Origin of the sequence: Ructibacterium gallinarum (assembly GCF_014982785.1) — a bacterium.
Taxonomy (GTDB): Bacteria; Bacillota; Clostridia; order Monoglobales; family Monoglobaceae; genus Ructibacterium; species Ructibacterium gallinarum.
This window is the reverse complement of sequence record NZ_JADCKB010000033.1, coordinates 1-24,691: the sequence shown is the minus strand read 5'-3', so window position 1 is coordinate 24,691 and position 24,691 is coordinate 1. Positions and strand designations below refer to the sequence as shown.

General features: G+C 43.6%; 22 protein-coding genes. 11 read left to right on the top strand and 11 right to left on the bottom strand.

Translation table 11 applies throughout. The annotated features are described in order from the left end of the window. Window positions 1-149 precede the first annotated feature (149 nt). The 6 genes from tsaD to secA all read right to left on the bottom strand — a co-directional run bounded on the left by tsaD (window position 150) and on the right by secA (window position 8,168). A complete protein-coding gene (gene tsaD / locus INF28_RS11545) occupies window positions 150-1,154 on the bottom strand; it encodes a tRNA (adenosine(37)-N6)-threonylcarbamoyltransferase complex transferase subunit TsaD (protein WP_226393615.1) in 1,005 nt (334 codons plus the stop codon). Continuing rightward, window positions 1,135-1,614: a ribosomal protein S18-alanine N-acetyltransferase gene (rimI, locus tag INF28_RS11540; protein WP_226393614.1), complete on the bottom strand. Its 480-nt coding sequence runs from the start codon at window positions 1,612-1,614 to the stop codon at window positions 1,135-1,137. Before rimI ends, tsaD begins: the two co-directional genes overlap by 20 nt. After that, entirely contained in the window at window positions 1,611-3,062 is a 1,452-nt protein-coding gene (locus INF28_RS11535) for an L-threonylcarbamoyladenylate synthase (protein ID WP_226393613.1), read from the bottom strand. The genes rimI and INF28_RS11535 overlap by 4 nt, the downstream gene beginning before the upstream one ends. Window positions 3,063-3,153: 91 nt before the next feature. Next, window positions 3,154-4,233: a peptide chain release factor 1 gene (gene prfA / locus INF28_RS11530; RefSeq protein ID WP_226393612.1), complete on the bottom strand. Its 1,080-nt coding sequence runs from the start codon at window positions 4,231-4,233 to the stop codon at window positions 3,154-3,156. Window positions 4,234-4,258: 25 nt separating this feature from the next. Continuing rightward, a protein-coding gene (gene prfB / locus INF28_RS11525) for a peptide chain release factor 2 (protein ID WP_404815174.1) occupies window positions 4,259-5,372 on the bottom strand; the annotation gives its coding sequence in 2 pieces (ribosomal slippage) (window positions 4,259-5,296 and window positions 5,298-5,372; 1,113 coding nt in all). 24 nt (window positions 5,373-5,396) lie between these two features. Next, a complete protein-coding gene (secA, locus tag INF28_RS11520; RefSeq protein WP_226393610.1) occupies window positions 5,397-8,168 on the bottom strand; it encodes a preprotein translocase subunit SecA in 2,772 nt (923 codons plus the stop codon). A gap of 303 nt (window positions 8,169-8,471) precedes the next feature. On the opposite strand from secA, the gene INF28_RS11515 reads away from it, so the two are divergent. Beyond that, window positions 8,472-10,724 carry an S-layer homology domain-containing protein gene (locus tag INF28_RS11515; protein WP_226393609.1) on the top strand — a complete coding sequence of 751 codons (2,253 nt, stop codon included), beginning with the start codon at window positions 8,472-8,474 and terminating at the stop codon, window positions 10,722-10,724. Window positions 10,725-10,895: 171 nt separating this feature from the next. On the opposite strand, the gene INF28_RS11510 is transcribed toward INF28_RS11515, so the two are convergent. Next, entirely contained in the window at window positions 10,896-11,465 is a 570-nt protein-coding gene (locus INF28_RS11510; protein WP_226393608.1) for a hypothetical protein, read from the bottom strand. 477 nt (window positions 11,466-11,942) lie between these two features. Here INF28_RS11510 and INF28_RS11505 point away from each other — a divergent pair, with 477 nt between their 5' ends. The 6 genes from INF28_RS11505 (at window position 11,943) to INF28_RS11480 (ending at window position 18,281) form a co-directional block, all read left to right on the top strand. After that, entirely contained in the window at window positions 11,943-12,146 is a 204-nt protein-coding gene (locus INF28_RS11505) for a DUF1858 domain-containing protein (protein WP_226393607.1), read from the top strand. A 108-nt stretch (window positions 12,147-12,254) separates the two neighbouring features. Beyond that, the gene (locus INF28_RS11500; protein ID WP_226393606.1) at window positions 12,255-12,749 is read left to right on the top strand and encodes a YceD family protein; all 495 of its coding nucleotides are present in this window, start codon (window positions 12,255-12,257) and stop codon (window positions 12,747-12,749) included. Between the two features lie 75 nt (window positions 12,750-12,824). Then, on the top strand, window positions 12,825-13,004 hold the full coding sequence (gene rpmF, locus INF28_RS11495; protein WP_226393605.1) for a 50S ribosomal protein L32: 180 nt from the start codon (window positions 12,825-12,827) through the stop codon (window positions 13,002-13,004). A 598-nt stretch (window positions 13,005-13,602) separates the two neighbouring features. Next, window positions 13,603-14,793 (top strand): ABC transporter ATP-binding protein, encoded by a 1,191-nt coding sequence (locus INF28_RS11490; RefSeq protein ID WP_226393604.1) that lies wholly within the window; start codon window positions 13,603-13,605, stop codon window positions 14,791-14,793. Further along, window positions 14,790-16,883 (top strand): Gldg family protein, encoded by a 2,094-nt coding sequence (locus tag INF28_RS11485; protein ID WP_226393603.1) that lies wholly within the window; start codon window positions 14,790-14,792, stop codon window positions 16,881-16,883. The genes INF28_RS11490 and INF28_RS11485 overlap by 4 nt, the downstream gene beginning before the upstream one ends. Continuing rightward, window positions 16,884-18,281, top strand: coding sequence for a DUF4340 domain-containing protein (locus tag INF28_RS11480; protein WP_226393602.1), 1,398 nt, complete (start codon window positions 16,884-16,886; stop codon window positions 18,279-18,281). It abuts the gene before it with no gap. Between the two features lie 149 nt (window positions 18,282-18,430). On the opposite strand, the gene nth is transcribed toward INF28_RS11480, so the two are convergent. After that, window positions 18,431-19,072 carry an endonuclease III gene (gene nth, locus INF28_RS11475; RefSeq protein WP_226393601.1) on the bottom strand — a complete coding sequence of 214 codons (642 nt, stop codon included), beginning with the start codon at window positions 19,070-19,072 and terminating at the stop codon, window positions 18,431-18,433. Between the two features lie 168 nt (window positions 19,073-19,240). On the opposite strand from nth, the gene INF28_RS11470 reads away from it, so the two are divergent. The 3 genes from INF28_RS11470 to INF28_RS11460 are packed head-to-tail and all read left to right on the top strand — an operon-like array spanning window position 19,241 to window position 22,095. After that, window positions 19,241-20,479 (top strand): serine hydroxymethyltransferase, encoded by a 1,239-nt coding sequence (locus INF28_RS11470; protein ID WP_226393600.1) that lies wholly within the window; start codon window positions 19,241-19,243, stop codon window positions 20,477-20,479. After that, window positions 20,472-21,746, top strand: a complete 1,275-nt coding sequence (locus tag INF28_RS11465) for a replication-associated recombination protein A (RefSeq protein ID WP_226393599.1) — start codon at window positions 20,472-20,474, stop codon at window positions 21,744-21,746. The genes INF28_RS11470 and INF28_RS11465 overlap by 8 nt, the downstream gene beginning before the upstream one ends. A gap of 58 nt (window positions 21,747-21,804) precedes the next feature. Continuing rightward, the gene (locus INF28_RS11460; protein ID WP_226393598.1) at window positions 21,805-22,095 is read left to right on the top strand and encodes a DUF1294 domain-containing protein; all 291 of its coding nucleotides are present in this window, start codon (window positions 21,805-21,807) and stop codon (window positions 22,093-22,095) included. A 22-nt stretch (window positions 22,096-22,117) separates the two neighbouring features. On the opposite strand, the gene INF28_RS11455 is transcribed toward INF28_RS11460, so the two are convergent. Genes INF28_RS11455 through spoIIAA form a run of 3 tightly spaced genes read right to left on the bottom strand, consistent with a single transcriptional unit; the run spans window position 22,118 to window position 23,601 of the window. Further along, the gene (locus INF28_RS11455; RefSeq protein ID WP_226393597.1) at window positions 22,118-22,864 is read right to left on the bottom strand and encodes a SigB/SigF/SigG family RNA polymerase sigma factor; all 747 of its coding nucleotides are present in this window, start codon (window positions 22,862-22,864) and stop codon (window positions 22,118-22,120) included. Then, complete coding sequence (gene spoIIAB / locus INF28_RS11450; protein ID WP_226393596.1) at window positions 22,857-23,288, bottom strand: anti-sigma F factor; 432 nt, start codon at window positions 23,286-23,288, stop codon at window positions 22,857-22,859. Before spoIIAB ends, INF28_RS11455 begins: the two co-directional genes overlap by 8 nt. A 13-nt stretch (window positions 23,289-23,301) precedes the next feature. Continuing rightward, window positions 23,302-23,601 carry an anti-sigma F factor antagonist gene (gene spoIIAA / locus INF28_RS11445; RefSeq protein WP_226393595.1) on the bottom strand — a complete coding sequence of 100 codons (300 nt, stop codon included), beginning with the start codon at window positions 23,599-23,601 and terminating at the stop codon, window positions 23,302-23,304. A gap of 163 nt (window positions 23,602-23,764) precedes the next feature. On the opposite strand from spoIIAA, the gene INF28_RS11440 reads away from it, so the two are divergent. Continuing rightward, on the top strand, window positions 23,765-24,490 hold the full coding sequence (locus INF28_RS11440) for a ComF family protein (protein WP_226393594.1): 726 nt from the start codon (window positions 23,765-23,767) through the stop codon (window positions 24,488-24,490). The last annotated feature ends 201 nt before the right edge of the window (window positions 24,491-24,691 follow it).

Genomic DNA, 24,691 nt, shown 5'->3' with positions numbered 1-24,691 from the left:
AATTCTTCTTCGTGTTGCCTTATTTTTATGTATTTTCTTGGCATAACAATGCCCCCCTTTGATAGTTTTTATTATACCATAGGAGGGCGATTTTTTCTATTGTCCGTTTTTACTGGACCTGTTCACAACGGTGTGGGGGTTTATTGAGGTTAAATAAGAGACACAGAGGCCACAGCGTTTAAACTCATATCGGCTCGTACGCCATTTTGATATTCAAAATAAGCAGCACAGCCGATCATAGCGGCGTTATCCGTACATAATTCGGGTCGAGGATATTGAAATTTCATATGATTGGCCCTTGCTTTTTCGCTGATTCGCTCACGAAGTGCTTGATTGGCTGCGACTCCACCGGCAAGTGCAATGCGGGAAACCCCCTGCTCTTTGGCACAACACAGCAAATGTTCTGATAATACGTCCACCACTGCTTCCTGAAAAGAAGCGGCTACATCTGCTGGATTGATTGCAAGGTTTTTTTGTTCTGCATTGTGCAGATAGTTAATGACAGCGGTTTTGACGCCGCTGAAGCTAAAATCAAAACCATGTTCGCCCATATTGACTCTGGGAAAATGAATGGCATTAGGATTGCCTTCTTTGGCTTTTTTCTGAATGGCTGGGCCGCCTGGATAGCCCAGACCCAAAACGCGGGAAACTTTGTCAAAAGCTTCTCCTGCCGCATCGTCACGGGTTCTGGCCAGTACCTGATAATCGGTATAATCTTTGACTAGAACAATGTGGCTATGTCCCCCGGAGGCCACCAGACAAAGAAAAGGTGGTTTGAAGTCGGGGTTTTCCAGATAATTGGCACAGATATGCCCTTTGATATGATGTACCGGAACTAGTGGTTTTTCTAATGCGAAAGCCAATGCTTTTGCGGTCGAAACGCCTACCAACAAAGCGCCTACCAGGCCGGGGCCATAAGTTACTGCGATGGCGTCCATATCGGCAAGGGTTGTTTTGCTTTCTGAAACAGCCCGGTCAATGACCGCGCTGATATTTTCAATGTGCTTTCGGGAAGCAATTTCTGGAACCACACCACCATACTGCTGGTGCAGTGCAATTTGGGTATAAATTACATTAGATAAAATTTGCGTGCCGTCCTGCACGACCGCAGCAGCGGTTTCATCACAAGAGCTTTCAATGGCCAGAATCTTCATTGGTTGTTTCCTCCCTGTTTCGTTCTAAAGTCATAATCAAGGCGTCTTCTCTGTCCTGGTAATAGCGTTTTCGAAGGCCGCAGATTTGGAATCCGGCAGTTTCGTATAAGGCAATGGCGCCCCTATTTCCTGCCCGGACTTCTAAGGTGACACTGTTCATGCCGCGCTCTTGGCAAATATGGATTAAGCGGCGGAGCAAGGCGGTTCCAACTTTTTTGCGGCGAAAGTCCGGATGTACAGCTATGTTAGTGATATTGCCTGCATCATACATCAGCCATACCCCTCCGTAGCCAGCAATGCGGCCGGTGTCTGTATCGGTTGCTACCAGAAAGACAGAAAGGGGATTGGTCAGTTCCTGGCGGAAAGCTGTCATGCTCCATGGATCTTTTGGAAAACAAACGTGTTCTAATTCGTATACTGCTGGTAGGGCAGCTTCGCTGAAGGGTTCTATCTGGATCACGGATGCAGGCTCAATCCTTTCTGAATAAGCGTTAAAATCTGATCCCGGCAGATATTGTAGTCTTCCTGGCTTCCACCGAAAGGATCGGATACATCGCCGGTTTCGCCAGCCCATTGGGAAAGCGTAAGAGTTTTAGATGCCGCTTGTGGTATAGTGGTTTCCAGCATTTTACGGTGGGCATTTGTCATGGTTAAAATCAAATCCGCTTCTTCTGCCATGGCAGGCGTCAGCTGCCTGGAACGATGGCCGCTGATGTCAATTCCAAGCTCTGCTAGCGCAGATACTGCGTGGTCAGAAACCGGCGAACCATCTGCAAACAGTCCAGCTGAGGAAACGGAAAACGTACTATTTTGACTGCGCAACAAACCCTCTGCCATGGGACTGCGGCATGTGTTCCCGGTGCACACAAATAATATTTTTTGATTTTGTTTGGTTAAATCCAGAATCACTCCGCCTGCTGCGCGGTAAAGTCGGTTCCGTACTGCGCTGAAAATGCCGGAATCGGGAATTTCAGGCGCCAGAATGACATCAGCTTTTTCGTCGTCCAATTCCCGCAGGGCGGTGAACAGCCGGTGCGCCGCTTCCTGCGGCTTGCTGCGACTGCCTAGCGAACGTTTGGCGGCGATTCCGTATAGCGGCGGAAATTCGTCAAATACCAACATTCCAACTCGCAGATTTTTCTGGTGGTTAATATAGTCTTGAACCTGTTCCAAAGATCCGTGCAGAATCAGGACTTTGGCATTGGGAGCATAGTGTTTGTATTTTAAGCCGGGGGATTTTGGAGTCTCTCCTTCTTGAACATGACTGACAGTTTTTATCGGGCCAATCAGGTTTTCGATTTGTTCTCTGGTCACTTTACCCGGCCGAAACAGAATAGGAGTTTCTCCACTGACATCCAGGACGGTAGATTCTACACCCACAGGACAATCCCCGCCGTCAATAATGGCATCCACACGTCCATCCATATCGGTTTTTACATACCGAAAAGATGTGGGACTTGGTTTTCCGGAAAGGTTGGCGCTGGGCGCTGCAATGGGAAGCTTGGTTATTTGCAGAAGTTTTCGGGCGATTTCAGAAGACGGCATGCGGATGGCAACCGTGTTTAGACCTCCGGTTACTGCCGAAGGAATTTGCGGTGATTTTTTAAAAATCAAAGTCAGCGGACCTGGCCAAAATGCGTCTATCAGCTTTTGTGCCGCAGGTGAAATATCCGCAGTCAGTTTAGATAGTTCTGTGACATCTGCAATATGTACAATCAAAGGGTTGTCAGTGGGGCGCCCCTTTGCGGCAAAGATTTTTTTTACCGCATCGGCAGAAAGCGCATTTGCTCCTAATCCATAGACAGTCTCGGTCGGAAAAATGACGGTGCCCCCCTGACGAAGTATTTCCGCCGCGGTTTCTAAGTCCGCAGGTGAGGGCGTCAAGTATTTTGTATCCTTTTTTTCCATGTTCTTCGCCTCTTTTCATATTCCTTTGAAAAAGGAAAACCACAGGTGCTTTTAGCAGACAGCACCGGTGGCTTTTTCTTGCAGGTCGGTATTAAAGCTGTTCTGCCTGCGCTTTTAATTTTTCACTTTGATCGGTGGTGATCAAGGCATCAATAATTTCATCTAGATCCCCGTTCATAATTTGGTCCAGTTTATAAAGGGTCAGCCCGATTCGGTGGTCTGTCATACGCCCCTGGGGGAAGTTATAGGTTCGGATCCGTTCGCTGCGGTCACCGGTCCCAACCTGGCTTTTTCTGTCTGCGGCAATGGAGGCATTACGCTCTTGTTCCATTTTGTCATACAGGCGGGAACGCAGCATTTTCATAGCTGCTTCCCGGTTTTTGTGTTGGGAGCGCTCGTCCTGACAGGCCACAACAATTCCAGTGGGAATATGCGTAATCCGAATGGCAGATTCTGTTTTATTTACGTGCTGGCCGCCTGCCCCACTGGAACGGTAGGTGTCAATCTGCAAATCTTCCGGATTGATTTCTACTTCTACATCATCTACTTCGGGTAAAACGGCAACGGTGACGGTCGAAGTATGAATCCGGCCGCCGGATTCGGTTTCCGGAACTCGCTGGACCCGGTGAACGCCGCTTTCAAATTTTAACCGGCTGTAAGCGCCTTCTCCTTCGATCATAAAGGTGACTTCTTTAATACCACCAATGCCAATTTCATTCAGATTCAGCACTTCAATTTTCCAGTGTTTGGAATCCGCGTACATGGAATACATACGGAATAAATCTCCCGCAAACAGTGCGGCTTCATCACCGCCGGCACCGCCCCGGATTTCCATAATGACATTTTTATCATCGTTCGGGTCTTTGGGAAGTAGCAGGATTTTTAATTCTTCTTCGATTTTTGTAATGTTTTCTTTGGCCTGCTTGGTTTCTTCCACCAGCATTTCCTTAAATTCTTTGTCGGTTTCCGGATCATTCATCATGGCTTTGGCATCCTCAATGGTTGCCTGATTTTGTTTGTATTCTTTGTATTTTTCTACAATGGGGGTTAAATCTGCGTGTTCTTTGCAGAGTTTGCGCCAAGTTTCCTGATCAGCAATCACGGCTGGATCGCTGATTTTTTGTGCTAATTCATCAAATTGTTTTTCAATAAATGAAAGTTTTTCAAACATATTAAACTCCTTTGCCTGTGCAGGTTTACAATTCGCCCTTGGATTTTGCAATCAGATAGGCGTTGATAAAGCCATCAATATCTCCGTCCATGACTGCTCCCGTATTTCCCACTTCATAATTGGTGCGGTGATCTTTAACCATACTGTACGGATGAAAAACGTAGGAGCGAATCTGACTGCCCCAACCAATGTCAAGCTGGACCCCCTTCAGGTCTTCAATCTTTTCTTTTTGTTCCCGTTCCGCAATTTCAATCAGCTTGGATTTCAGCATTTTCATAGCGGTTTCGCGGTTTTTGTGCTGGGAACGTTCATTCTGACAGGTTACAACGACACCGGTGGGAAGGTGGGTAATCCGAATGGCAGATTCCGTTTTATTGATATGTTGGCCGCCTGCACCGCTGGAGCGATAGGTGTCAATACGCAGGTCTTCGGTATTGATCTGCACATCAATATCATCGTCAATTTCCGGCATTACTTCAACTGATGCAAAGGAGGTGTGACGTCTTGCGGCGGAGTCAAACGGTGAAATCCGTACCAGCCGGTGCACGCCTTTTTCGCATTTGGCATAGCCATATGCATTCAGACCGGAAATGAGTAAAGTAACACTTTTGATACCGGCCTCTTCCCCTGCCAGATAATCCAGGGTTTCAGTAGTAAAACCTCGGCGTTCTGCCCAGCGGGAATACATCCGAAACAGCATTTCGCACCAGTCCTGCGCTTCCGTGCCCCCCGCACCAGCGTGGAGGGTAAGAATCGCATTATTTTTGTCATATTTACCGGAAAGCAGTGTTTCCAGTTTCATATTTTCAAGTTTTTCTTTTAGCTGCCGGTAACCGGTTTTTACTTCGTCTAGGACGCTTTCGTCCTCTTCTTCAATGGCAAGGGAAACCAGGGTAACAAGATCTTCCCATGTGCTTTTCAGATTTTCATAACGGCTTATTTTGTCACGCAGCCCTTTTATTTTTTGTAAAAGTTTTCCGGCCGCTTCCATGTCATTATAAAAATCCGGAGCCATGGTCTGTTCTTCCAGCTCTGCTACCTGTTGTTGTGTTTTTTCAATGTTAAAGTGAATCCCTCAGTTCTGTTATATCTTTTTCCATGCCGTCAAGGCCCAGTTTGTACTCGTCAAAAGCTATCACATTTTCACATCCTTCAAAAATAGTTTATGCATTCTGTTGCTGGTCTTTTTCCATACAGCAGTGTTTATATTTCTTTCCGCTGCCGCAGGGGCAGGGATCGTTGCGGCCAATGTTAACTTTTCGGCGGATGGGCTGTTTTTTTACAGTTCCGTCATCGCCATGGTTTTCAGCTATGGGCTTTGCCACCTGGGTGCGTTCAATGCGGGTCTGCGGCACCACATGGAAGAGATGCCGAACCGTATCTTCTTTGATGGAGGCGATCATTTCTTCAAACATATCCATCGCTTCAAACTTGTATTCTACAACAGGATCACGCTGTGCATAGGCGCGCAGATTAATGCCCTGCCGGAGTTGTTCCATATTATCGATATGATCCATCCATTTCTGGTCTACTACACGAAGCAGAAGAATGCGTTCTACTTCCCGCATCATATCGCCGAACTGGGCTTCTTTTTCAGCGTATTTCTGAAGAATGTATTCCATGAAGTGTTCTTTCAGACTTTCCTGTGTCATATGATCCAGTTCATGTTCGCTGAAATCAAAAGTTTCTTCAGGAAGCGTACCGAAAACCGTGGTCATATGGTCTTTCATACCTTCCCAGTCCCATTCCTCAGGTGCTTGTTTATCGCCAACGTATAAGGATATGATTCCCGAGGTGGTGTCATTCATCATATTAATAATGTAGTTTTTCATATCTTCGCCATCCAGTACCCGATCGCGTTGTTCATAAATCATTTCACGCTGCTGGTTGTTTACGTCATCGTACTGGAGTACGTGTTTTCTGATATCAAAGTTTCTGCCTTCTACTCGTTGCTGCGCGGTTTCAATGGCACCGCTGAGCATTTTGCTTTCAATGGCTTCATCGTCTTCCATGCCGAAGGTATTCATTACCCGGTTAATGCGTTCAGGAGCAAACAGACGCATCAGGTCATCTTCCAAAGAAAGATAGAACTTAGAAGCACCTGGGTCACCCTGACGTCCTGCACGCCCACGCAGCTGGTTATCGATTCTGCGGCTTTCATGGCGTTCGGTGCCAATAATATATAAACCGCCGGCTTGGCGAACTTTTTCCTGTTCGGGTTCGATTTCCTGCTTAAACTTATTATAAAATTCTTGGTAGGTTTTCCGGGCAGCAAGAATTTCCTCATCGTCCGTTTCGGCAAAGCCTGTTGCCTGCACAATCATTTCTTCTTCAAAGCCTTGTTTGCGCATCTCATCTTTTGCCATAAATTCCGCATTTCCACCCAATACAATATCTGTTCCACGACCTGCCATATTGGTGGCAATGGTCACTGCGCCAGCTTTTCCAGCCTGGGCAACAATTTCCGCTTCTTTGTCGTGGAATTTGGCGTTCAGGACGTTGTGCTTAATGCCGCGTTTGCGTAATAGCTTGCTAAGCAGCTCTGATTTTTCAATCGAGACCGTACCAATCAAAACGGGCTGGTTTTTTTCATGGGCGGCAACGACTTCATCAATGACCGCATTAAATTTGGCAAGCTCCGTCTTATAAATGCTGTCAGAAGCATCAATACGAGCAAGAGGACGGTTGGTAGGAATCACAATTACGTCCAGCTTGTAGATTTCCTGGAATTCGTCTTCTTCAGTTTGGGCAGTACCGGTCATGCCGGCCAGTTTTTTATAAAGCCGGAAGAAATTCTGGAAGGTGATGGTAGCCAGCGTTTTACTCTCGTTTTCTACCGTAACGCCTTCTTTGGCTTCGATTGCCTGATGCAATCCGTCGCTGTAACGGCGCCCGAACATCATACGTCCGGTAAACTCGTCAACAATGATTACTTCACCGTCTTTGACAACATAGTCTTTATCCCGTTTCATGACGCCGATCGCCTTGATCGCCTGATTGATATGGTGGGAAAGGGTCATATTGGAGGGATCGGTCAAATTTTCGATATGAAACGCTTCCTCTGCTTTTTTCACACCCTGAGGGGTAAGCATGGCGGTATGTGCTTTTTCGTCTACAATATAATCATAATCTTTGAATTCATCTTCGTCTTCCACTTCTACCTTGGAGTCAGTTTCTACCACCTTTTTATACTTCAGTGTTTTGGCAAAACGGTCTGCCTGCACATAAAGATCGGTGGATTTGTCACCCATGCCGGAAATAATAAGTGGTGTCCGCGCCTCGTCAATCAAGATGCTGTCCACCTCATCCACAATGGCATAAGCGTGTCCGCGTTGTACCTTATTTTCTTTGTAGATGACCATGTTATCACGAAGATAGTCAAATCCCATCTCGTTGTTGGTACCATAGGTGATGTCCGCCGCATAGGCTTGTTTGCGGGCGGCGTTGTCCTTTTCGTGAATGACCAGGCCGACAGAAAGTCCGAGGAAATTATAAAGTTTTCCCATCCACTCACTGTCACGTTTGGCTAGATAGTCATTGACAGTTACAATGTGCACACCGTTTCCGGTTAAAGCGTTTAAATAAGCGGGAAGAGTGGCAACTAATGTTTTACCTTCACCAGTTTTCATTTCTGCAATTCGCCCCTGATGCAAAACAATACCACCTACAACCTGTACGGGGAAATGTTTCATTCCCAGAACGCGCCATGCTGCTTCACGGCAGACCGCAAAAGCCTCCGGAAGAATATCGTCTGTGGTTTCACCGTCGGAAAGCCGCTGCTTTAGGGTATCCGTCATGGCACGAAGTTCCGCATCGGTTTTTGCTGCCATGGTATCTTCCAGAGCTAGTACCTGATCCCGAATCGGATAGATTTTTTTAAGTTCCCGGTCACTGTAGGTGCCGATTATTTTTTCAATCACGCTCTTGACAGACATTTTTTTACCTCCCAAATTGTATTTCGCCCGCATCTGCCGGCAAAATAACATTCTTAACTTTCATTGTACCACTTTTTCTTATATTTGGCAAGGAAAATATTAAAAATATCCTGTTAAAGAAGCCGCTAAAGGACAGATTGTTCCTGAAAATTTTTCTATTTCTCCTATGTTTTGGGCAAAAGGGAATAAATTCATTCCAGTTGTAACAAAAATGTTACATAAATTTTATGGACTTTCTGTTTCGCAATGTTATAATATCTATAGGTTGGCGAAAAAGAGAATTACTTTCAGGAGGAGTACATAATGAAGATGAAAAAACTAAAAGCTGCACTAGGGGCATTGTTGGCCACTGCAATGCTTGGCACTTATGGGTGCCCGACCTGGGCAGTCGAGACACAGACAACGCCTGGGACACAGACAATAGACGGCGGACAAAAAACCGAGGCAGAAGTGTCTCAGCAGCCGGAAACAGTCGAATTGGCTCTTAGCGCAAACTACTACACCACGGAAACAGAAGGTGAATACCAAATTGTGTTCACGACAATGGATGAAATCCCAGCGCATACAGCAATGGAATTTCGGGTTACTTTTTCCGGCGCTTCTATTGCGACTGCGGCATTTGATGAAAAGGTGTTAAATGGCGCAGCGGATGAAGTAGTAAGAGGCAAAGACTATGCTGTGTTCCCTGTTAGTCGGAAAGAGGCCATGGCAATTCCGGCAAAGACGAGACTTTGTGAAGTGGAAGTTTCGGCAGATGCCGCACCTACGGCGGAAACGCTGACGGTTACGGATTTTACCTTGACGACAGAAGAAGGAGAAATTTCTGTGACGCCGAAAATTAGTTTAGCAGAAGGTCCGATTGTGCCGGAACTTGGCCAAGAGGAACAGGCGGCTTATGATAGTATTGCCGCTCTTCCCGCATTGGCAGAATTGTCTTTTTATCAAGAAGATGGTGCGCTGATTTCCGTTGCAGATATTTCTGCTCAGTTTACACAGGCTCAGGATTTGTATGACAAGTTGTCAAAAGCAGAGAAGGCAAATGTAGAACAGGTGCTGGAATTTAATGGTTTGTCTACCAGTGCACTGGATGAGTTTGAACCTGTTTTAAATGCTATGAAAAACGCAGAGGGAATTTTACAGATTGCATATGTTTTAAAAGATATGACAGAAGAAACAGCTCTCAACTATCAATTTCTTGCGACTGTGTTTGACGAGAAAAAAGAGTCCGTCAGCTTGGTGGGTCTGCCTGCGGAATACAAAGCTTATCAAGAGTGTGAACAAACATTAGAGGTGCTTCAGACTGCAAGCGATACTATAGACGCTGCATTTAATGCTGCCTCAGAGGCAGATGACTATGAAACCTTGGTGTATGCTTGTGAAGATCAGATTGACGTAATTCAAGGGCTTAGCCGGCATATATATTATGCGGATTATCTTGAAGATTTAAAGACGCAGATTGCGACTTTGGACAAAGATATTACTGACAATTACGATGGCAGAAACAAGGAGACTTTGCTGGAACTGCTGAATGAAGCGGCAGAAAAAGTGGAATTAATTGAAAAAGGTGTAGATGATATTCCTACTATGTCTTTAAAAGAGATACTTTACAAGAGAATTTATACCATTACATTCACTCGGAAGAAGACTTTGGCGGATTCACAGAAATCATCTATTACGGTTGTGGTAACGAATGAAGACGGAGAAGAAATCGACAAGATTACTGAGGAATTTCCCAATGATGAAAAAACACTGTCTATTTCTTTGAGTGCGTCTGATGGGTATGCTCCTAATGCAATGATTACAGTGTCATCCATTTATACACTTGATGGTGCGGAGTTCCCTATTGATTCTAAAGAATATCAGTGTGTGCAGATTGCATCCAATAATCCGGCTCCTGGTATTCCTAGCGATAGCGGCGGCAACAGCGGCAGTGGACTTCCTGGCGGCAGCGGCGGAACAGTGTTTCCGGATGATACAGAAGAGAATGACGATGAAAATGAGCTGGGCAGTGGAGCAGATGAGCTTTTTGGTGATTTGACAGGATATGATTGGGCAAAAGAAGCAATTGAAGGATTATATTTTGCCGGTATTATTAACGGTATGGAAGAAGGAGTATTTAACCCGGCGGGACAGGTGACCAGAGAACAGTTTTCTAAGATGGTGGTTCAGCTGTTTGGTGTGGCCACAGGTAACACTAGCACTTCTTTTGTTGATGTAGATTCGAATGCGTGGTATGCTCCTTATATCACAGCGGCTCTTCAGGCGGGATACATTCAGGGACAGTCCGAAGAATACTTTGGAATTGGAGAATCTATTATGCGCCAGGATATGGCGACAATTCTGTACCGCGCATTGGGGGATAATAACAGTCAGGCAGTTTTAGATTTTACGGATACAGATGCCATTGCGCCTTATGCGCATGATGCTATTGCAGAACTTGTGGGACTGGGCATTATTAATGGATATGAAGATGGAAGCTTTCAGCCCAGAGGAACGGCTACCCGTGCAGAGGCTGCAAAGATGATTTGGGGCGTTTATCAGTATTTGAACGAATAAATGCAAAGAGAAAGCGAAAATGCAATGAGGGCACAGCCGATTCGGCTGTGCCCCTTTTGCTATCAAGCAATTCGTCCAGCAGCAAAGTCCATTCCTTTTCTTCCGGAGTGACAGAAATGGTCTCATTCGCAAGAGCGGTTGCCAAAAGTTTTGCTGCCGCATAAGAACCGGTTACAATATAAAGGCCTGCACAGGATTCAAATACCGCGGGGTTGCTGTCAATGGATTCTGGCAGCGCAACAAAAGTGGAGGAAAATGAGTAATTGGTCTGCATAATATTAATGTAGCTGCTGACTGTATTAATAAACTGTTGCAGAATTTTGGAAATGGCATTGTTGTATTCTGCGGTAAACGCTTCACAAGCACCTGTGCCAGATAGGGGGTGGCCATAATTTCTACTAATGCAGATAAAATCATGAGGGAAGTTAAGAGGTTTTTTTCTGCATAGATGACGGCATCAATCATGCGATCCGGCTGAGGAAGGATACCATATAGGAAAATAAAGGACATGAAGTCATCCATGGATTGAAATTCTTGCTTTTGGTATTGATAATCAGTAAAATTTACATCAAAAGAGTTGTCGATAGTTTTTCTGCTAATGCAGTCTGCTGAATAGATTGTAAAAGTATATTTACCTAGCGGAGGCGGGACGGCAAAAATAAGTTTAGTGCCGTTTAGCAATACCTTGATTTCGGTTCCTGCGCGGACTGGACAAGTAATCATGCCTCTATAAAGAAACACGGTTAATAGCGAACTGAGAACTTTTTTGCATTCATTGTTACACTCTCCCTTGTTATTTTTATTGAAAGCGCAGAGATGGTTTATACCCTCAAACCATTTCTGTATTTTTTCAGTGGTATTGGTTGGGATGCAAGACGTGCGCCGATTAATCAAGCAATCTGGCTAACCTTCAACTGAAGGTAGTCAAATATCGGGAGTACACTACAGAATCGAAGGATCACACTATTATAAAAAAATGCATAATAAAAAACCTAGCTGACAGAAGATGTAAAAAACATTAATGGTATAAAAACAGTTTATAATCCAAACGTTATTTTTATATTAACGCAATTTCGTTATAATATACTGGTATTTATTTTGCAAGAATAAAAACACATTTTTACAGTTGATTCATATAAAATACTTGATTTTTTTTGATGAATGAGGTATACTACTAAGTATCCATTAGAAACAACAAATGGGAAAGGATGTTTTGATATGCAGAAGATAACAAAAGATATGATCATTATGGATGTTTTGCGTATGGATCCCGGTACAGCAGAGTTCTTTTTCAGTATCGGAATGCATTGTCTAGGCTGCCCGTCTTCCAGCGGTGAAAGTGTGGAGCAGGCTTGTCAGGTACATGGTGTGGATGCAGATGAGTTGGTAGAAAAAATTAATGCTTATCTGGCTTCCAAATAAATAAAGCGTTTTGTATTAGATAAAAAAGAAAAAAACACTTGACAAACAGACGGTAATTCGATATAATAATTGCCGTCTGTTTGTTTTGATGCAGAGAGGAGGAGGCGAATGGAACTGAATTTGCTTCCGATTTTAAACTTTGAAGGCAGAAAAATGCCTATTGATGTGACATTGGAGATGAAGAATTATCCGGGAGATGTCTTTCGGTTTCTATCACCTGTGAAGCTGCAGGGCCAGGTCATGAATGTGGGTGGCTGCCTTGAATTGTCTGCACAGGGAACGGCAAAAATTTCTTTAACCTGTGACCGGTGTGCAGAGAATTTTGAGCGGGAGATTGTTTTTTCGGTAGAAGAACGTTTGAAAAAAGAAGATCCTATGGTTCATGAGGAAGATCCGGAATTTGTGATTTTTAAAGGAAATGGGATTGAATTGGATGAATTGGTATACGGTAGCTTGTTTATGAGCTTGCCAGCCAAGATGCTTTGTAAGGAGGATTGCAAAGGATTATGTCCGACATGTGGAAAGAATTTGAATTTGGAATCCTGTTCCTGTGATACGCAGACAACCGATCCCAGGTTTGATATTTTGGATCAGCTTTTGTAGAATATGCAAAGTTTTTGCTTTGTTTGGGAAGAAATTCCTTGATATTTCAGATGATATGGAAAGAGGTGTAATGATATGGCAGTTCCAAAGAGAAAGACTTCTAAAGCCAGAAGAGATAAAAGAAGAGCCAACTGGAAACTGAGTGTTCCGGGTATGGTAGCTTGCCCCAGTTGTGGTGAATTAAAAATGCCTCACAGAGTTTGCAAGGCTTGCGGCAGTTATAAGGGTAAGGAAGTTATTTCAGTTGAAGCGTAAGTGCAAAATGAAAACCCGCCTTTTATAGGCGGGTTCAGCGTGTCGATAAAGTATCGACACGCTGACAGATGTTGAAAAAGGAAGTTAGATTTTTCGTAATCGCTTTCGTCGGCGTACAAAGGTACGGTAGAGAGCGATTGCGGAAAAAGCAAGCAATGACGCCGGTTTCTCGATGAATCCGGCGTCATTTTTGCGGAAAGGAAAAGCAATTTTGCGGTCAACATAAATGCCCGGAGAGCCTTCGGGTACAGGGCTCCCGCAAAACCGCTGGTTTTGCGGGAAAGAGGAGCGGCAGCTGATAACGTGAAGCCGTATTTTCAAAAAAATGCGGCAAACCAAAAAGCTGGCCGCGACGAAGATTGCGGTATAACGACTTTTTCGACAGTCTGAACCCGCCTTTTATAGGCGGGTTTTTTGTATGTTACGGATGAGAAAAGGGGTATGTTTTAAATGGTATATGAGGCTTTACAAACGGTTTATGGAAAGATCTGCGATAAGTTAACAATATGTTTACAATTTATAAATGAAATCCTTTTGACATCATGGTGAAATCGTGCTATAGTAAAAGCAGTAATTTTATAAAGAGGAGTGACAGGAGATGACAATGGAAGCAGCGCAGCCCAATTCCGGAATAGAACCGGAAGCGCAGCCGGAAATCAGTGCTGAGCAAACGTCGCAGGAGACGGAGTCGGTTGAGATTTGCCCGGCTATCGAAATTGATGGGCTGACCAAAAACTACGGAACAAATAAGGCCTTGGATCACATCAGTTTTTCTGTAAAAAAGGGAGAAATTATGGGATTTTTAGGGCCGAACGGTGCAGGAAAATCCACTACCATGAATATTTTGACTGGATATCTGGCACCCAGCAGTGGCAAGGTGCGGATTGATGGAACGGATATTTCCGAAAATCCTGCTGAAACCCGACGGAAGATTGGTTATTTGCCTGAATTCCCGCCCCTTTATACCGATATGACGGTAAAAGAATATCTGAATTTTGTCTACGATTTGAAAGGAATCAAAAAAGCAGACAAAGGAGCGCATTTACGCAAAGTTATGGAAAAGGTGCGGGTTACCGAAGTGAAAGGCAGGCTGATTCGCAATCTTTCCAAAGGATACAAACAGCGTGTGGGATTAGCACAGGCACTGATTGGTGATCCTGAGGTATTAGTGCTGGACGAGCCTACAGTAGGACTTGACCCTAAACAAATTTTGGAAATTCGGGAAGTAATAAGCGAACTTGGAAAAAATAGAACGGTTATTTTGAGTACGCATATTTTGCAAGAAGTCAGTGCAGTATGTGACAGCTATACCATTATCAATCATGGAAAAATTGTTGCATCAGGCCGAATGGATGAATTGGATCAGGAAGCTGGAAGCGAACGCTATTTGCTTAAGATTAAGGGGACGGTAGAAGATGCATACCGAATCCTGGAGGGGATTGACGGACTTCAAAGTGCAGAAGATGCAGGTTGCACGGAAGAGGGAACAGTAGATGTTTTGGTGACAGCACTGCCGCAGACCGATATTCGGGAAGCGATTTTTCAAAAATTTGCACAAAGTGGTAAAGCGCTTTTGGCTTTTGAATCTGCAACGCCTACTTTAGAAGAACTGTTTATGCAGATTATCAGTGCAGATGATACACAAGCAGAGGAGAAGGAATCCGAAATGGACGAAACGGATCTTCAAATGCCGGGCGGCGGAAGTATTCCCGAAATGGAATCTGTATCCGAAGCTGGAGATGTGAAAACGGAACAAGATTACCAGGAAGAGGAGGCCGCTGAAGAATGAAAGCAATTTTAATGAAAGAATGGAAAGGATATTTTCAGTCTCCAATTGGTTATATTTTTTCCGGAATTTTTCTTGCGCTCTGCGCAATGTTTTTTGTGACCGGCTCTTTGATGTATCAGAGTGCAGACTTGAGTTCTATGTTTGCCAACATCAATGTAGTATATTTGTTTTTGGTTTCCATTTTGACGATGGGACTGTTTTCGTTGGAAAGAAGCCGGCGGACGGATCAGCTACTGTTGACGGCTCCGGTCAGCGTGACCGAGGTAGTAGTAGGTAAATATTTGGCGGCGCTTGCTACTTTTGGTGTGACATTAGTGGTTTCTTTGATTTTCCCGCTGATTCTGTCTATATTTGGACATCCCAGCGGAAGCGAAATGCTGGGTTCTTATATCGGCTTTGTTTTGCTGTGGGGTGCTTTCATTTCTATCGGTCTGTTTATTTCTGCGTTGACTGAAAGTCAGATGATTGCAGCAGTTGTAACTTTTGGTGTGTTGTTGTTGGTTTATTATATGGATTGGATTGCAGCGAATATCACGAATGCGACTTTGCAAAAAATCGTGCAGTGGTTCTCGTTGATGAGCCGGTATGATGAATTCCAAAGTGGAATTTTAAATGTAGTAAACATTGTATACTATCTGAGCTTTATTGGTATTTTCCTGCTGCTGACGGTACAGGTAATTCGGCGCAGGCAATACAGCGATACTAAATTCCGCCTTAATAATACTTTGGTGACCGCTGCGGTCATCGTTGGAATTATTCTTGTCAATGGTATTGTGACAACGATTGGTGATAAGATGCCCATGAAAGTGGATATGACCCGAGACAAAGTCTATGAGTTTTCTGACCAGACCAAGGAGGTCATGGGGGCATTGGATTCCGATATTGAAGTATACGCGCTGTATCCTGATGGTGTAGAAGGTGAATTGGTAACAGCGGTAAAGGAATATTTGAAAATGTATGAACAAATGAGCGATAAGCTCAAAATTACTTATGTCGATCCTTATTCAGATCCCGCTTTTGCCCGTAAATACGGTGATGATGTAGGTGTAGGTTCTGTGGTGATTCAAAAGGGCGAAAAATACAGAGTAATTCCGCTTAATCAGCTTTACCGGGAAAGTTCCATTACTGGAGAAGTGTCTATTGATCTGGAAAAACAGATGACCAGTGCAATACGCTATGTTTCGGGTACTGGTCAGGAAGTTAAGGCGTACTTGATTGAAGGACATGATGAGTATTCCAGCACAGAATTAAAGGCAGCGCTTACCAATGAAGGGTATACAGTAGAAACACTGAATCTTTCCACTTCAAGTATACCGGAAGATGCATCTGTATTGATTTCTATGGCGCCGTCTGTAGATTTTACGGCCGAAGAAAGGGATGCTCTGGATGCTTATTTGATGAACGGCGGCAAGGCAGCTTTTGTGTTTACTGCTGGAAATCCTGCGATGGAACGATTAAACAGTTATTTGGAAGAGTGGGGCATTACCGTCAATTCTGATTTTGCGTATGAAGGTGATACCAGCAAGGCGTACCGTACCAATTACGGTGTACCGGTTCCTGCCCCTGAAATGCAGGAGCACAGTATTACTGAAAAGCTAATTGCCAGCGATATTTCCTTTATTGCACCGGCCTCCTGTTCCTTTACTTTAAATGAAAATAATCTGCAGCATACTTATATCACTTCGCTGCTTAAGACCTCTAAAAATTCCTGGGGAATTACGGATCTGGCACGGGAAAGTTTTGACAAGTCCGAAAACGATATCAACGGCCCGCTGGATTTGGCTGTTATTTCAGAGAAGAGCGATGGAAGCGGCGGAGCTATTTTCGCTATCGGTTCTTTGCAGGCGGTAGAGACGCAGGGAATTTTGGATAATGCAAGTTATAGCAATGGAGATTTCATGCTGAACACGTTTTCTTATTTGACAGATAAGGGCGATGCGCTGAATATCCGTGCCAAAGTCATTAGTCCAGAAAGTTTGACCATGACAGAAACTCAGGTGAAAGTCATTGCTATGGTGCTTCAGTACATTTTGCCGCTTTTGATTTTACTTGTTGGGCTGGTGGTATGGCTGAGAAGGAGGTATCTGTAAATGACAGCGAAAGGCAAACTTATCCGCAACAGCGTGATTGCGGTGGCAGCCCTGGGAATTTTAGCCGGTGGATACTACTTTGCCGTAAAATGGCAGCCTGCGGAGGAAACATCAGATACTACTGCATCTACATCCAGCAGCATAGAGCTTTTGAATGCTAAAACGGATGAAGTGCGTTCAGTCAAAATTCAAAATTTGGATCAGACCTATACACTGCTACAGGATGATGAGGGCAATGTGAGTATTCCGGAAATCCCGGATATTGAATTTGAGCAGATGAGCTTGAAAAGTGCACTCTCAGGTTTTTCAAGTATTTCAGCAGAAAAGGAAATTACCACAGATATGCAGCGCGTGGCGGAATTTGGCCTAAACCGCCGGGATGTATCGTTTACGGTGACCCTGAAAGATGGGACAGTCCGTCAGTTTATTGTCGGAGATTCCCTGCCAGGAGAAACAACGTACTATTTTATGGAGGACGGCGGCAGTTCAGTTTATACTCTGCCGTCTTATAAGGCCAGCTCCTTATTTAAATCCACCAATGAATACCGGAATACAAATTTACTTTCTTTAGAAGGTGCCACTATCAGCCATTTTTCTGTAAGCCATGGAAGTGAAAAACTGTTAGCAATACGTCCGGTCGAAGAAGGTGAAAATCCGCAGAATACCTTTGGGGCCAGCTGGATTTTGGAGACACCGTGTCCCGGGGAAGGTGCCAGTGAGGATCGTATCGGTAAGTTGATTGAGAATTTTCAAAGTATTAGTATTCTGGAGTTTGTAGATGACCATCCTGCAGATCTTAATACCTATGGACTGGGAAGCGATGCATATACCGTATCGTTTACGACAGAGGAAGGAAGCTATACTCTTCGGTTAGGAAAAGCAGCGGAAGATGGTGTGTACATGCAGTGGAATGATGGAATTTCTGTATATTTGGGTGATGCGGCATATTTGAGCGCCGTTTCCGGGATGGATCCTATGCTTTATGTGGAGAAATTTGTTCACATTGCTAATATAGAGGATATGGCGGCAGTGACTATCACAAAGGATGGCAACACCTATACCATGGAAATTGGTGATGGGGAAGAGGAAGAAAATCCAGATAAGTATAAAATTAACGGTGCGGTAACTAAGGCAGATGATTTTAAAAAGATTTATCAGCAGGTAATCGGCATTATGTTTGTTGAGCAAGGTAACTTTGTGGTGCAGGGTGAGCCCTTTATGACGGTGACCTATCAATTTAAGGATGGCCATAGCGATACTATGAAGTATTATGAATATGATGAACGGTATTATGTGGCTGAGCGCAGCACAGGAACTCGTTTAACAGTTTTAAAGACAACGCTGAATGAACTGTTCGGTACATTGAGTGCCGCTGCCGGGACAAGTTCAGCAGAATAAGAGGATATTTATCGTGAATGTTTTTGGGATTTGCGATTAAATACAAATTTTTGGATTTTATGCCAAGGATAAAGAGATAAAAATGCATGGTTAAGCGGCGGTAATAGCACTCAGCTAACACCGCCGCTTTTCATTGTGAAATTGTATATCTATATTTTTTGCGGACATAAATGAGAGATAGGGCATGTGCTGCATTTAGGAGAGCGTGCGGTACAAAATGCCCGTCCGTGATAAACCAGTTGATGACAGAAACTACTCCAATTTTCCCGGGGAACAACTTTTTCAAGATCCAGTTCAATTTTATAGGGATCCTTTTGCGAAGTAAGTCCTAGCCGATTGGAAAGCCGGGTGGCATGGGTATCAACGACGATACCTGGAATACCGAAAAAATCCCCTAGAACTAAATTAGCTGTCTTTCTGCCTACACCTGGAAGCTTTAACAATTCTTCCATAGTGCCGGGAACTTCTCCGCCAAAATCTTTTACAAGCATTTGACAGCAGGCGATGATGTTCTTTGCTTTGTTCCGGAAAAAACCGGTGGAGCGAATTGCTTCTTGGAGTTCCAGCTCATCTGCGTTTGCAAAGGCGTAAACATCCGGATATTTTTGGAACAGTGCGGGCGTTACAAGATTGACACGGGCATCGGTGCATTGTGCTGCAAGCTGCGTGGCAATCAACAGTTGGAGGGCATTGTCATAGTGCAGAGTACAGTCGGCATCGCAGTAAACCTGATTAAAAATATCAATTATAGATATAACTCGCTGCCGTTTTTTATCCAGATTTTCATACATATAAAATTCCCCCTTGCAAATTTTTGTTGTTATGATTATAATATAAAGCAAGGGTTTGTTCAAGAGTGTTTTTTTGATAAAAAATCCTTTTTATTCCTGTCTATTTTTGACAGTATTTTGTTTTTGTGAAAGAATATTGGAAATACATATACGATTTGGAGGAAAACAATGTTTGAATTGGAACAAGTAAAGAAAACAGATCCAGAGGTGGCTGCGGCCATTCAACAGGAAATTAATCGGCAGCGGAATAAGATAGAACTGATTGCTTCTGAGAATTTTGTCAGCCCGGCTGTGATGGAGGCAATGGGGACACCTTTGACCAATAAATATGCGGAAGGTTACCCAGGTAAGCGCTATTACGGTGGATGCGAATATGTGGATATAGTGGAAGATTTGGCAAGGGAGAGGGCAAAAGAATTGTTTGGCGCTGAATTTGCCAATGTACAGCCTCATTCTGGGGCTTCAGCTAATTTGGCTGTATTTTTTGCTGCAATGGAGCCGGGAGATACATTCCTTGGAATGAACCTGGCTCACGGCGGGCATTTAAGTCATGGTTCGCCCGTTAACATTTCCGGAAAATATTTTAATGTGGTTCCTTATGGTGTGGATGACGAAACACACCGTATTGATTACGATGCTTTGCATAAACTGGCCGTGGAGAATAAACCGAAGTTGATCTTGGCGGGCGCAAGTGCTTATGCAAGGGAAATTGATTTTGCCAAATTCCGTGAGATTGCCGATGAGGTCGGTGCATATCTAATGGTAGATATGGCACATATTGCCGGTTTGGTCGCGGCTGGCCTTCATCCCAATCCGGTTCCTTATGCTGATTTTGTTACCACAACTACACATAAAACACTGCGCGGCCCGAGAGGTGGATTGATCCTTTGTAAGGAAAAATATGGAGCTGCTATTAACAAAGCAGTATTCCCGGGCAATCAGGGAGGACCTTTGATGCATGTGATTGCCGCAAAAGCTGTGTGTTTAAAAGAAGCGCTTTCTCCTGAATTTAAAGCGTATCAAACCCAGGTCAAGAAAAATGCGGCCTGCCTTGCCCAGGCTTTGATGGATCAGGGCATTGATATTATTTCGGGCGGAACGGACAACCATTTGATGCTGGTCAGCCTGCTGAAACAGGATAAAACCGGTAAAGAAGTGGAACATAATCTGGATGAAGTGGGAATTACCTGCAATAAAAACACCATTCCCAATGATCCCAAGAGTCCTTTTGTGACCAGTGGTATCCGTTTGGGAACACCGGCAGTCACCACCCGCGGCTTTGTGGAGGAAGATATGCGTGAAGTCGCAAAACTCATTTTCATGGTGATTGATGATTTTGAAAATAATAAAGAGGAAGTTGCAAAGCGGGTGCAGGCGCTTTGTAAAAAGCATCCGCTTTATGAATAAACCGTTAGCGGATAGGATTCGACCCACGACGATTGATGACGTCGTGGGTCAACAGCATATTTTGGGCAAAGGCAAAATTTTGCGCAACATTATTGAAAGCGGAAAAATTCCGAATATGATTTTTTACGGACTTTCCGGTACGGGAAAAACAACTGTGGCAAATATCGCTGCAAATACCAGTCATAAAGCCTTATATCGGCTTAATGCGACCAATGCATCTGTTGCAGACGTGAAGGCAATTGTGAAAGAAAGTGAAGGACTGCTTGGGCAGGATGGCGTGTTGCTGTATTTAGATGAAATTCAAAACTTTAACAAAAAACAGCAGCAATCCTTGTTGGAATATACGGAAAATGGACGAATTACTTTGATCGCAAGTACAACTGAAAATCCGTATTTTTGTGTATATAATGCAATTTTAAGCCGCAGTACGGTTTTTGAATTTAAGGCTTTGCTGCCGGAGGATATTGAGCATGCATTAAAAAGAGCACTTGACATTTTGCAAAAAGAAGATTTTCCAAAAAACAAGCTTATTGTTGAAGACGGTGTTTTGAGGCATATGGCGGAAAAATCCGGCGGAGACTTGCGTAAAGCGCTGAACGCATTGGAACTTGCGGCAAATTATACCATACCGGATGAAAAAAACCAAATCTGTTTAACAATGGAAACGGCGCAGCAATGTACGCAGAAAAAAGTATTCCAATATGACAAAGACGGAGATAGCCATTATGATATTTTAAGCGCGTTTCAAAAATCTATTCGTGGCAGTGATCCGGATGCGGCGGTACATTATCTGGCGCGCTTGATTGCCGCCGATGATATTCAGTCCATTTGCCGGCGATTGATGGTGATTGCCTGTGAAGATGTGGGGCTGGCTTATCCATCGGCTATTACAATTGTGAAAGCCTGTGTGGACAGCGCCTTGATGTTGGGCTTTCCTGAAGCAAGAATCCCTCTTGCACAGGCGGTAATCCTGTTGGCTACGGCTCCAAAGTCGAACGCATCTTATATGGCCATTAATTCGGCTCTTTATGATCTTGAGCATATTGATACTGGTACGATTCCACGTCAACTTCAGAATAAGCATTATGACGGTGAAGGGAACGTGGAAAAGGGACAGAATTATCTGTATCCGCATGATTATCCGAATCATTATGTGCCGCAGCAATATCTGCCGGATAAAATCCGGGATAAAATTTATTATGTACCTGGAAATAATAAACAAGAGCAAGCGGCGAAAGAATACTGGGATAAAATTAAAAAGAAATAGACTGCTGTTTTAAAATGGCAGTCTATTTTTGAGACAGAAATTCTCTGAGGTGAGAAGAATGATTATAAAAACAGCTGTATGGATTAGTATTGTTGTATTATGGAATGTTTTTGTATTTGGCGCATACGGTCTGGATAAGTTGGAGGCTGTAAAAAATCGTTGGCGAATCCGGGAAAGTGTTTTGCTCGTTCCGGCATTTTTTTTGGGTGGTATCGGTGCGGCTTGGGGAATGATATTATTTCATCATAAAAGTGCAAAATGGCTCTTTCGTGTCTGTATTCCTTTGGGATTGCTGTTTACCATTGCCGAGTTGTTGTTCCTGATTCAATTTCATATTTTTTTATTGTAGCAAAAAATTACGGGGTTATTTTCTAACCTCCTGCGTCCGTTTCGGTCAATTTTTCCCGCATTTTCAGCAGTACTTTTTTCTCGATTCGTGATACCTGTACCTGGGAAATGCCAAGCATTTGCGCAATTTGTGTCTGCGTTTTCTGTTTAAAATACCGCATGAGAATAATCTTTTGATCCCGTTCGCTGAATTCGGAAAGCAGTTTACGTAAAACCAGTTTATTAATAATTTCCGATTCATAATCCCTATTGCTCTCCAGACGTTCAATCAGAGGCCGGTTTTCCCGGCTGCCATCATCGGCGACTGCATATAGAGATTCGGGGTGTATTCCTGCTTCCATAGCGGCGGCCAATTCAGCGGGCGTTACGGATAGTTTATCGGCAATTTCTTTTAAAGTTGGTTCTGCTCCATTTTGTGCTGTCAGCTGTTCCTTGACAGCCTTGGCTTTAATGGCGGTTTCTTTCAGACTTCTGCTTACCTTAATCATGCCGTCATCTCGTATAAAACGTTTGATCTCACCCAGAATCATTGGAACAGCATAGGTGGAGAATTTTACACCGTAACTGCTGTCAAATCTTTGAATTGCTTTGATCAAACCGATACAGCCGATTTGAAATAAATCTTCGGTTTCAAAGCCTCGGCCGGAAAATCTTTTTACAATACTATGTACTAAGCCAGTATTTAAGGTCACCAGCATATCCTGAGCTTCCCGATCGCCTTGCATTGCTTTTTTCAACAGTGTCTCATTATTTTGAGTATAATCAAACATAGGTATCCATCCCTATACGTTTGGTCATGGTTACGGCGGTACCTTGGTCTACTGCCGATTGTACTTGCAGTGTATCCATAAAGCTTTCCATTACAGTAAACCCCATTCCGCTTCGGTCTTCGTCGGGAGATCCAGAATACAGTGGTTGCATGGCAAGCTCGATGTCTTCAATCCCTTTTCCTTGATCGGTTACAGTAATTTCGATTTGATTTCCTGAAATTCTACATTCTATTTCCACCATTCCTCTTTTTAAAGGATATCCGTGAACAATAGCATTTGTTACCGCTTCGGATACTGCTGTTTTAATATCCGCTAACTCTTCACAGGTTAAATCCAGCTGTGCGGCAAAAGCGCCTACCGCTGCACGGGCGAAGGCTTCATTTTGACTTTTGCTGGGAAATTCCAGTTTCATATAATTCTCCATTTTTAATTCCTCCTTAACCGCAGTCCATGATCTTTTTCAGACCGGATAATTCTAATATTTTATCTACCTGAGGCTGAGTCCGAATAATCATGGTCTTACCTCCGCGGGCTTTCATCTGTTTATATCGTCCAATAATTACACCAATGCCTGAACTGTCCATAAAACTTACGCCGGCAAAGTCTAAAATAAGGTTTTTGGCATTCTTAAGCAAAATCGCTCGATCAATATCGGTGCGGATTTCTGCTGCACAGCTTTGATCGATTTCTCCTTCCAGTTTTACCACCAACGTGGTACCAATATATTCCATACGCATACCTGTTTTTTTCCTCCTTGCTCTTGGTTATGGATCTATAGGTTACCATACCATCATAACATAAAATAAATATTTCCCAATTATTTCCATTCAAAAAAATCTTTCTTTTTTTTCCAAATTATGATAAAATATATAAAAAGCATCAACAAAAGGGAGTGGAAAAATGTATTATGAGAATATTTTTCATTTGTTATTAAATGTTTTGTTTCCGCCCCGCTGTGTTTTTTGCAGAAGATGGATGCCATTGACTTCATCGGATAGAGTGTGCACTGCATGTAGAAATGAAATAACATATTGCATGTCTTATCAAAGATGTATAAGCTGCGGAAAACCTATAGATGAGGAAATGAAAAAGTGTGATTTTTGCCGTGTTTATCCCAATTTGCCATTTGAGCGAATTTGTTCGGCTTATGTTTATGAAGGAAAAGCGAAAGAAGCGTTAAAACGTTTTAAAAGAGAAAGATATCAGGGATATGCGCAAGAGTTTGCGGAATATTTAAAAGCGGTTGTAGAATATGACTGTACAAATGTGAAATTTGATGTGGTGATTTCGGTTCCACCGCGCCCGGAACGTATGAAAAAAGAAGGATATGATCAGGCGAGATGTCTTGCAAAGGAATTGGCCGGCAGAATGAATGTTACATATCTTGAGTCTGTTATGCGGCAGAAAGAAAAGCGTGCAAAGCAAAGCGGTCTTGGGCGTGCGGCCCGCATGAAAAATGTGAAAGGAAACTATGTAGTGAGGAAACCCGAAGAAATAGCTGGCAAGGTTGTTTTATTGGTGGATGACATTTGCACGACTCGTGCCACTTTTCTGGAATGCGCTAAGATGTTAAAGGAAGCTGAGGCGGCGGCCGTGTACTGCGCTTCGGCGGCAACAACAATTTAAAAAACAAGGGAAAAAGGTATTGACAAAGTAGGAAAGATGTGGTAGGATAAGAAAGTTGCTGCGAGAGCAACAGGGGATTTAAGGGAAGGGTCAGAAAAAGGCCACGAAAAAAATCCGAAAAAAGTGAAAAAAAGGCTTGACAAAGGGAAATAAAGATGGTATAATAGTCAAGCTGTTCCCCCAGAGGGACAACCTGGTAAA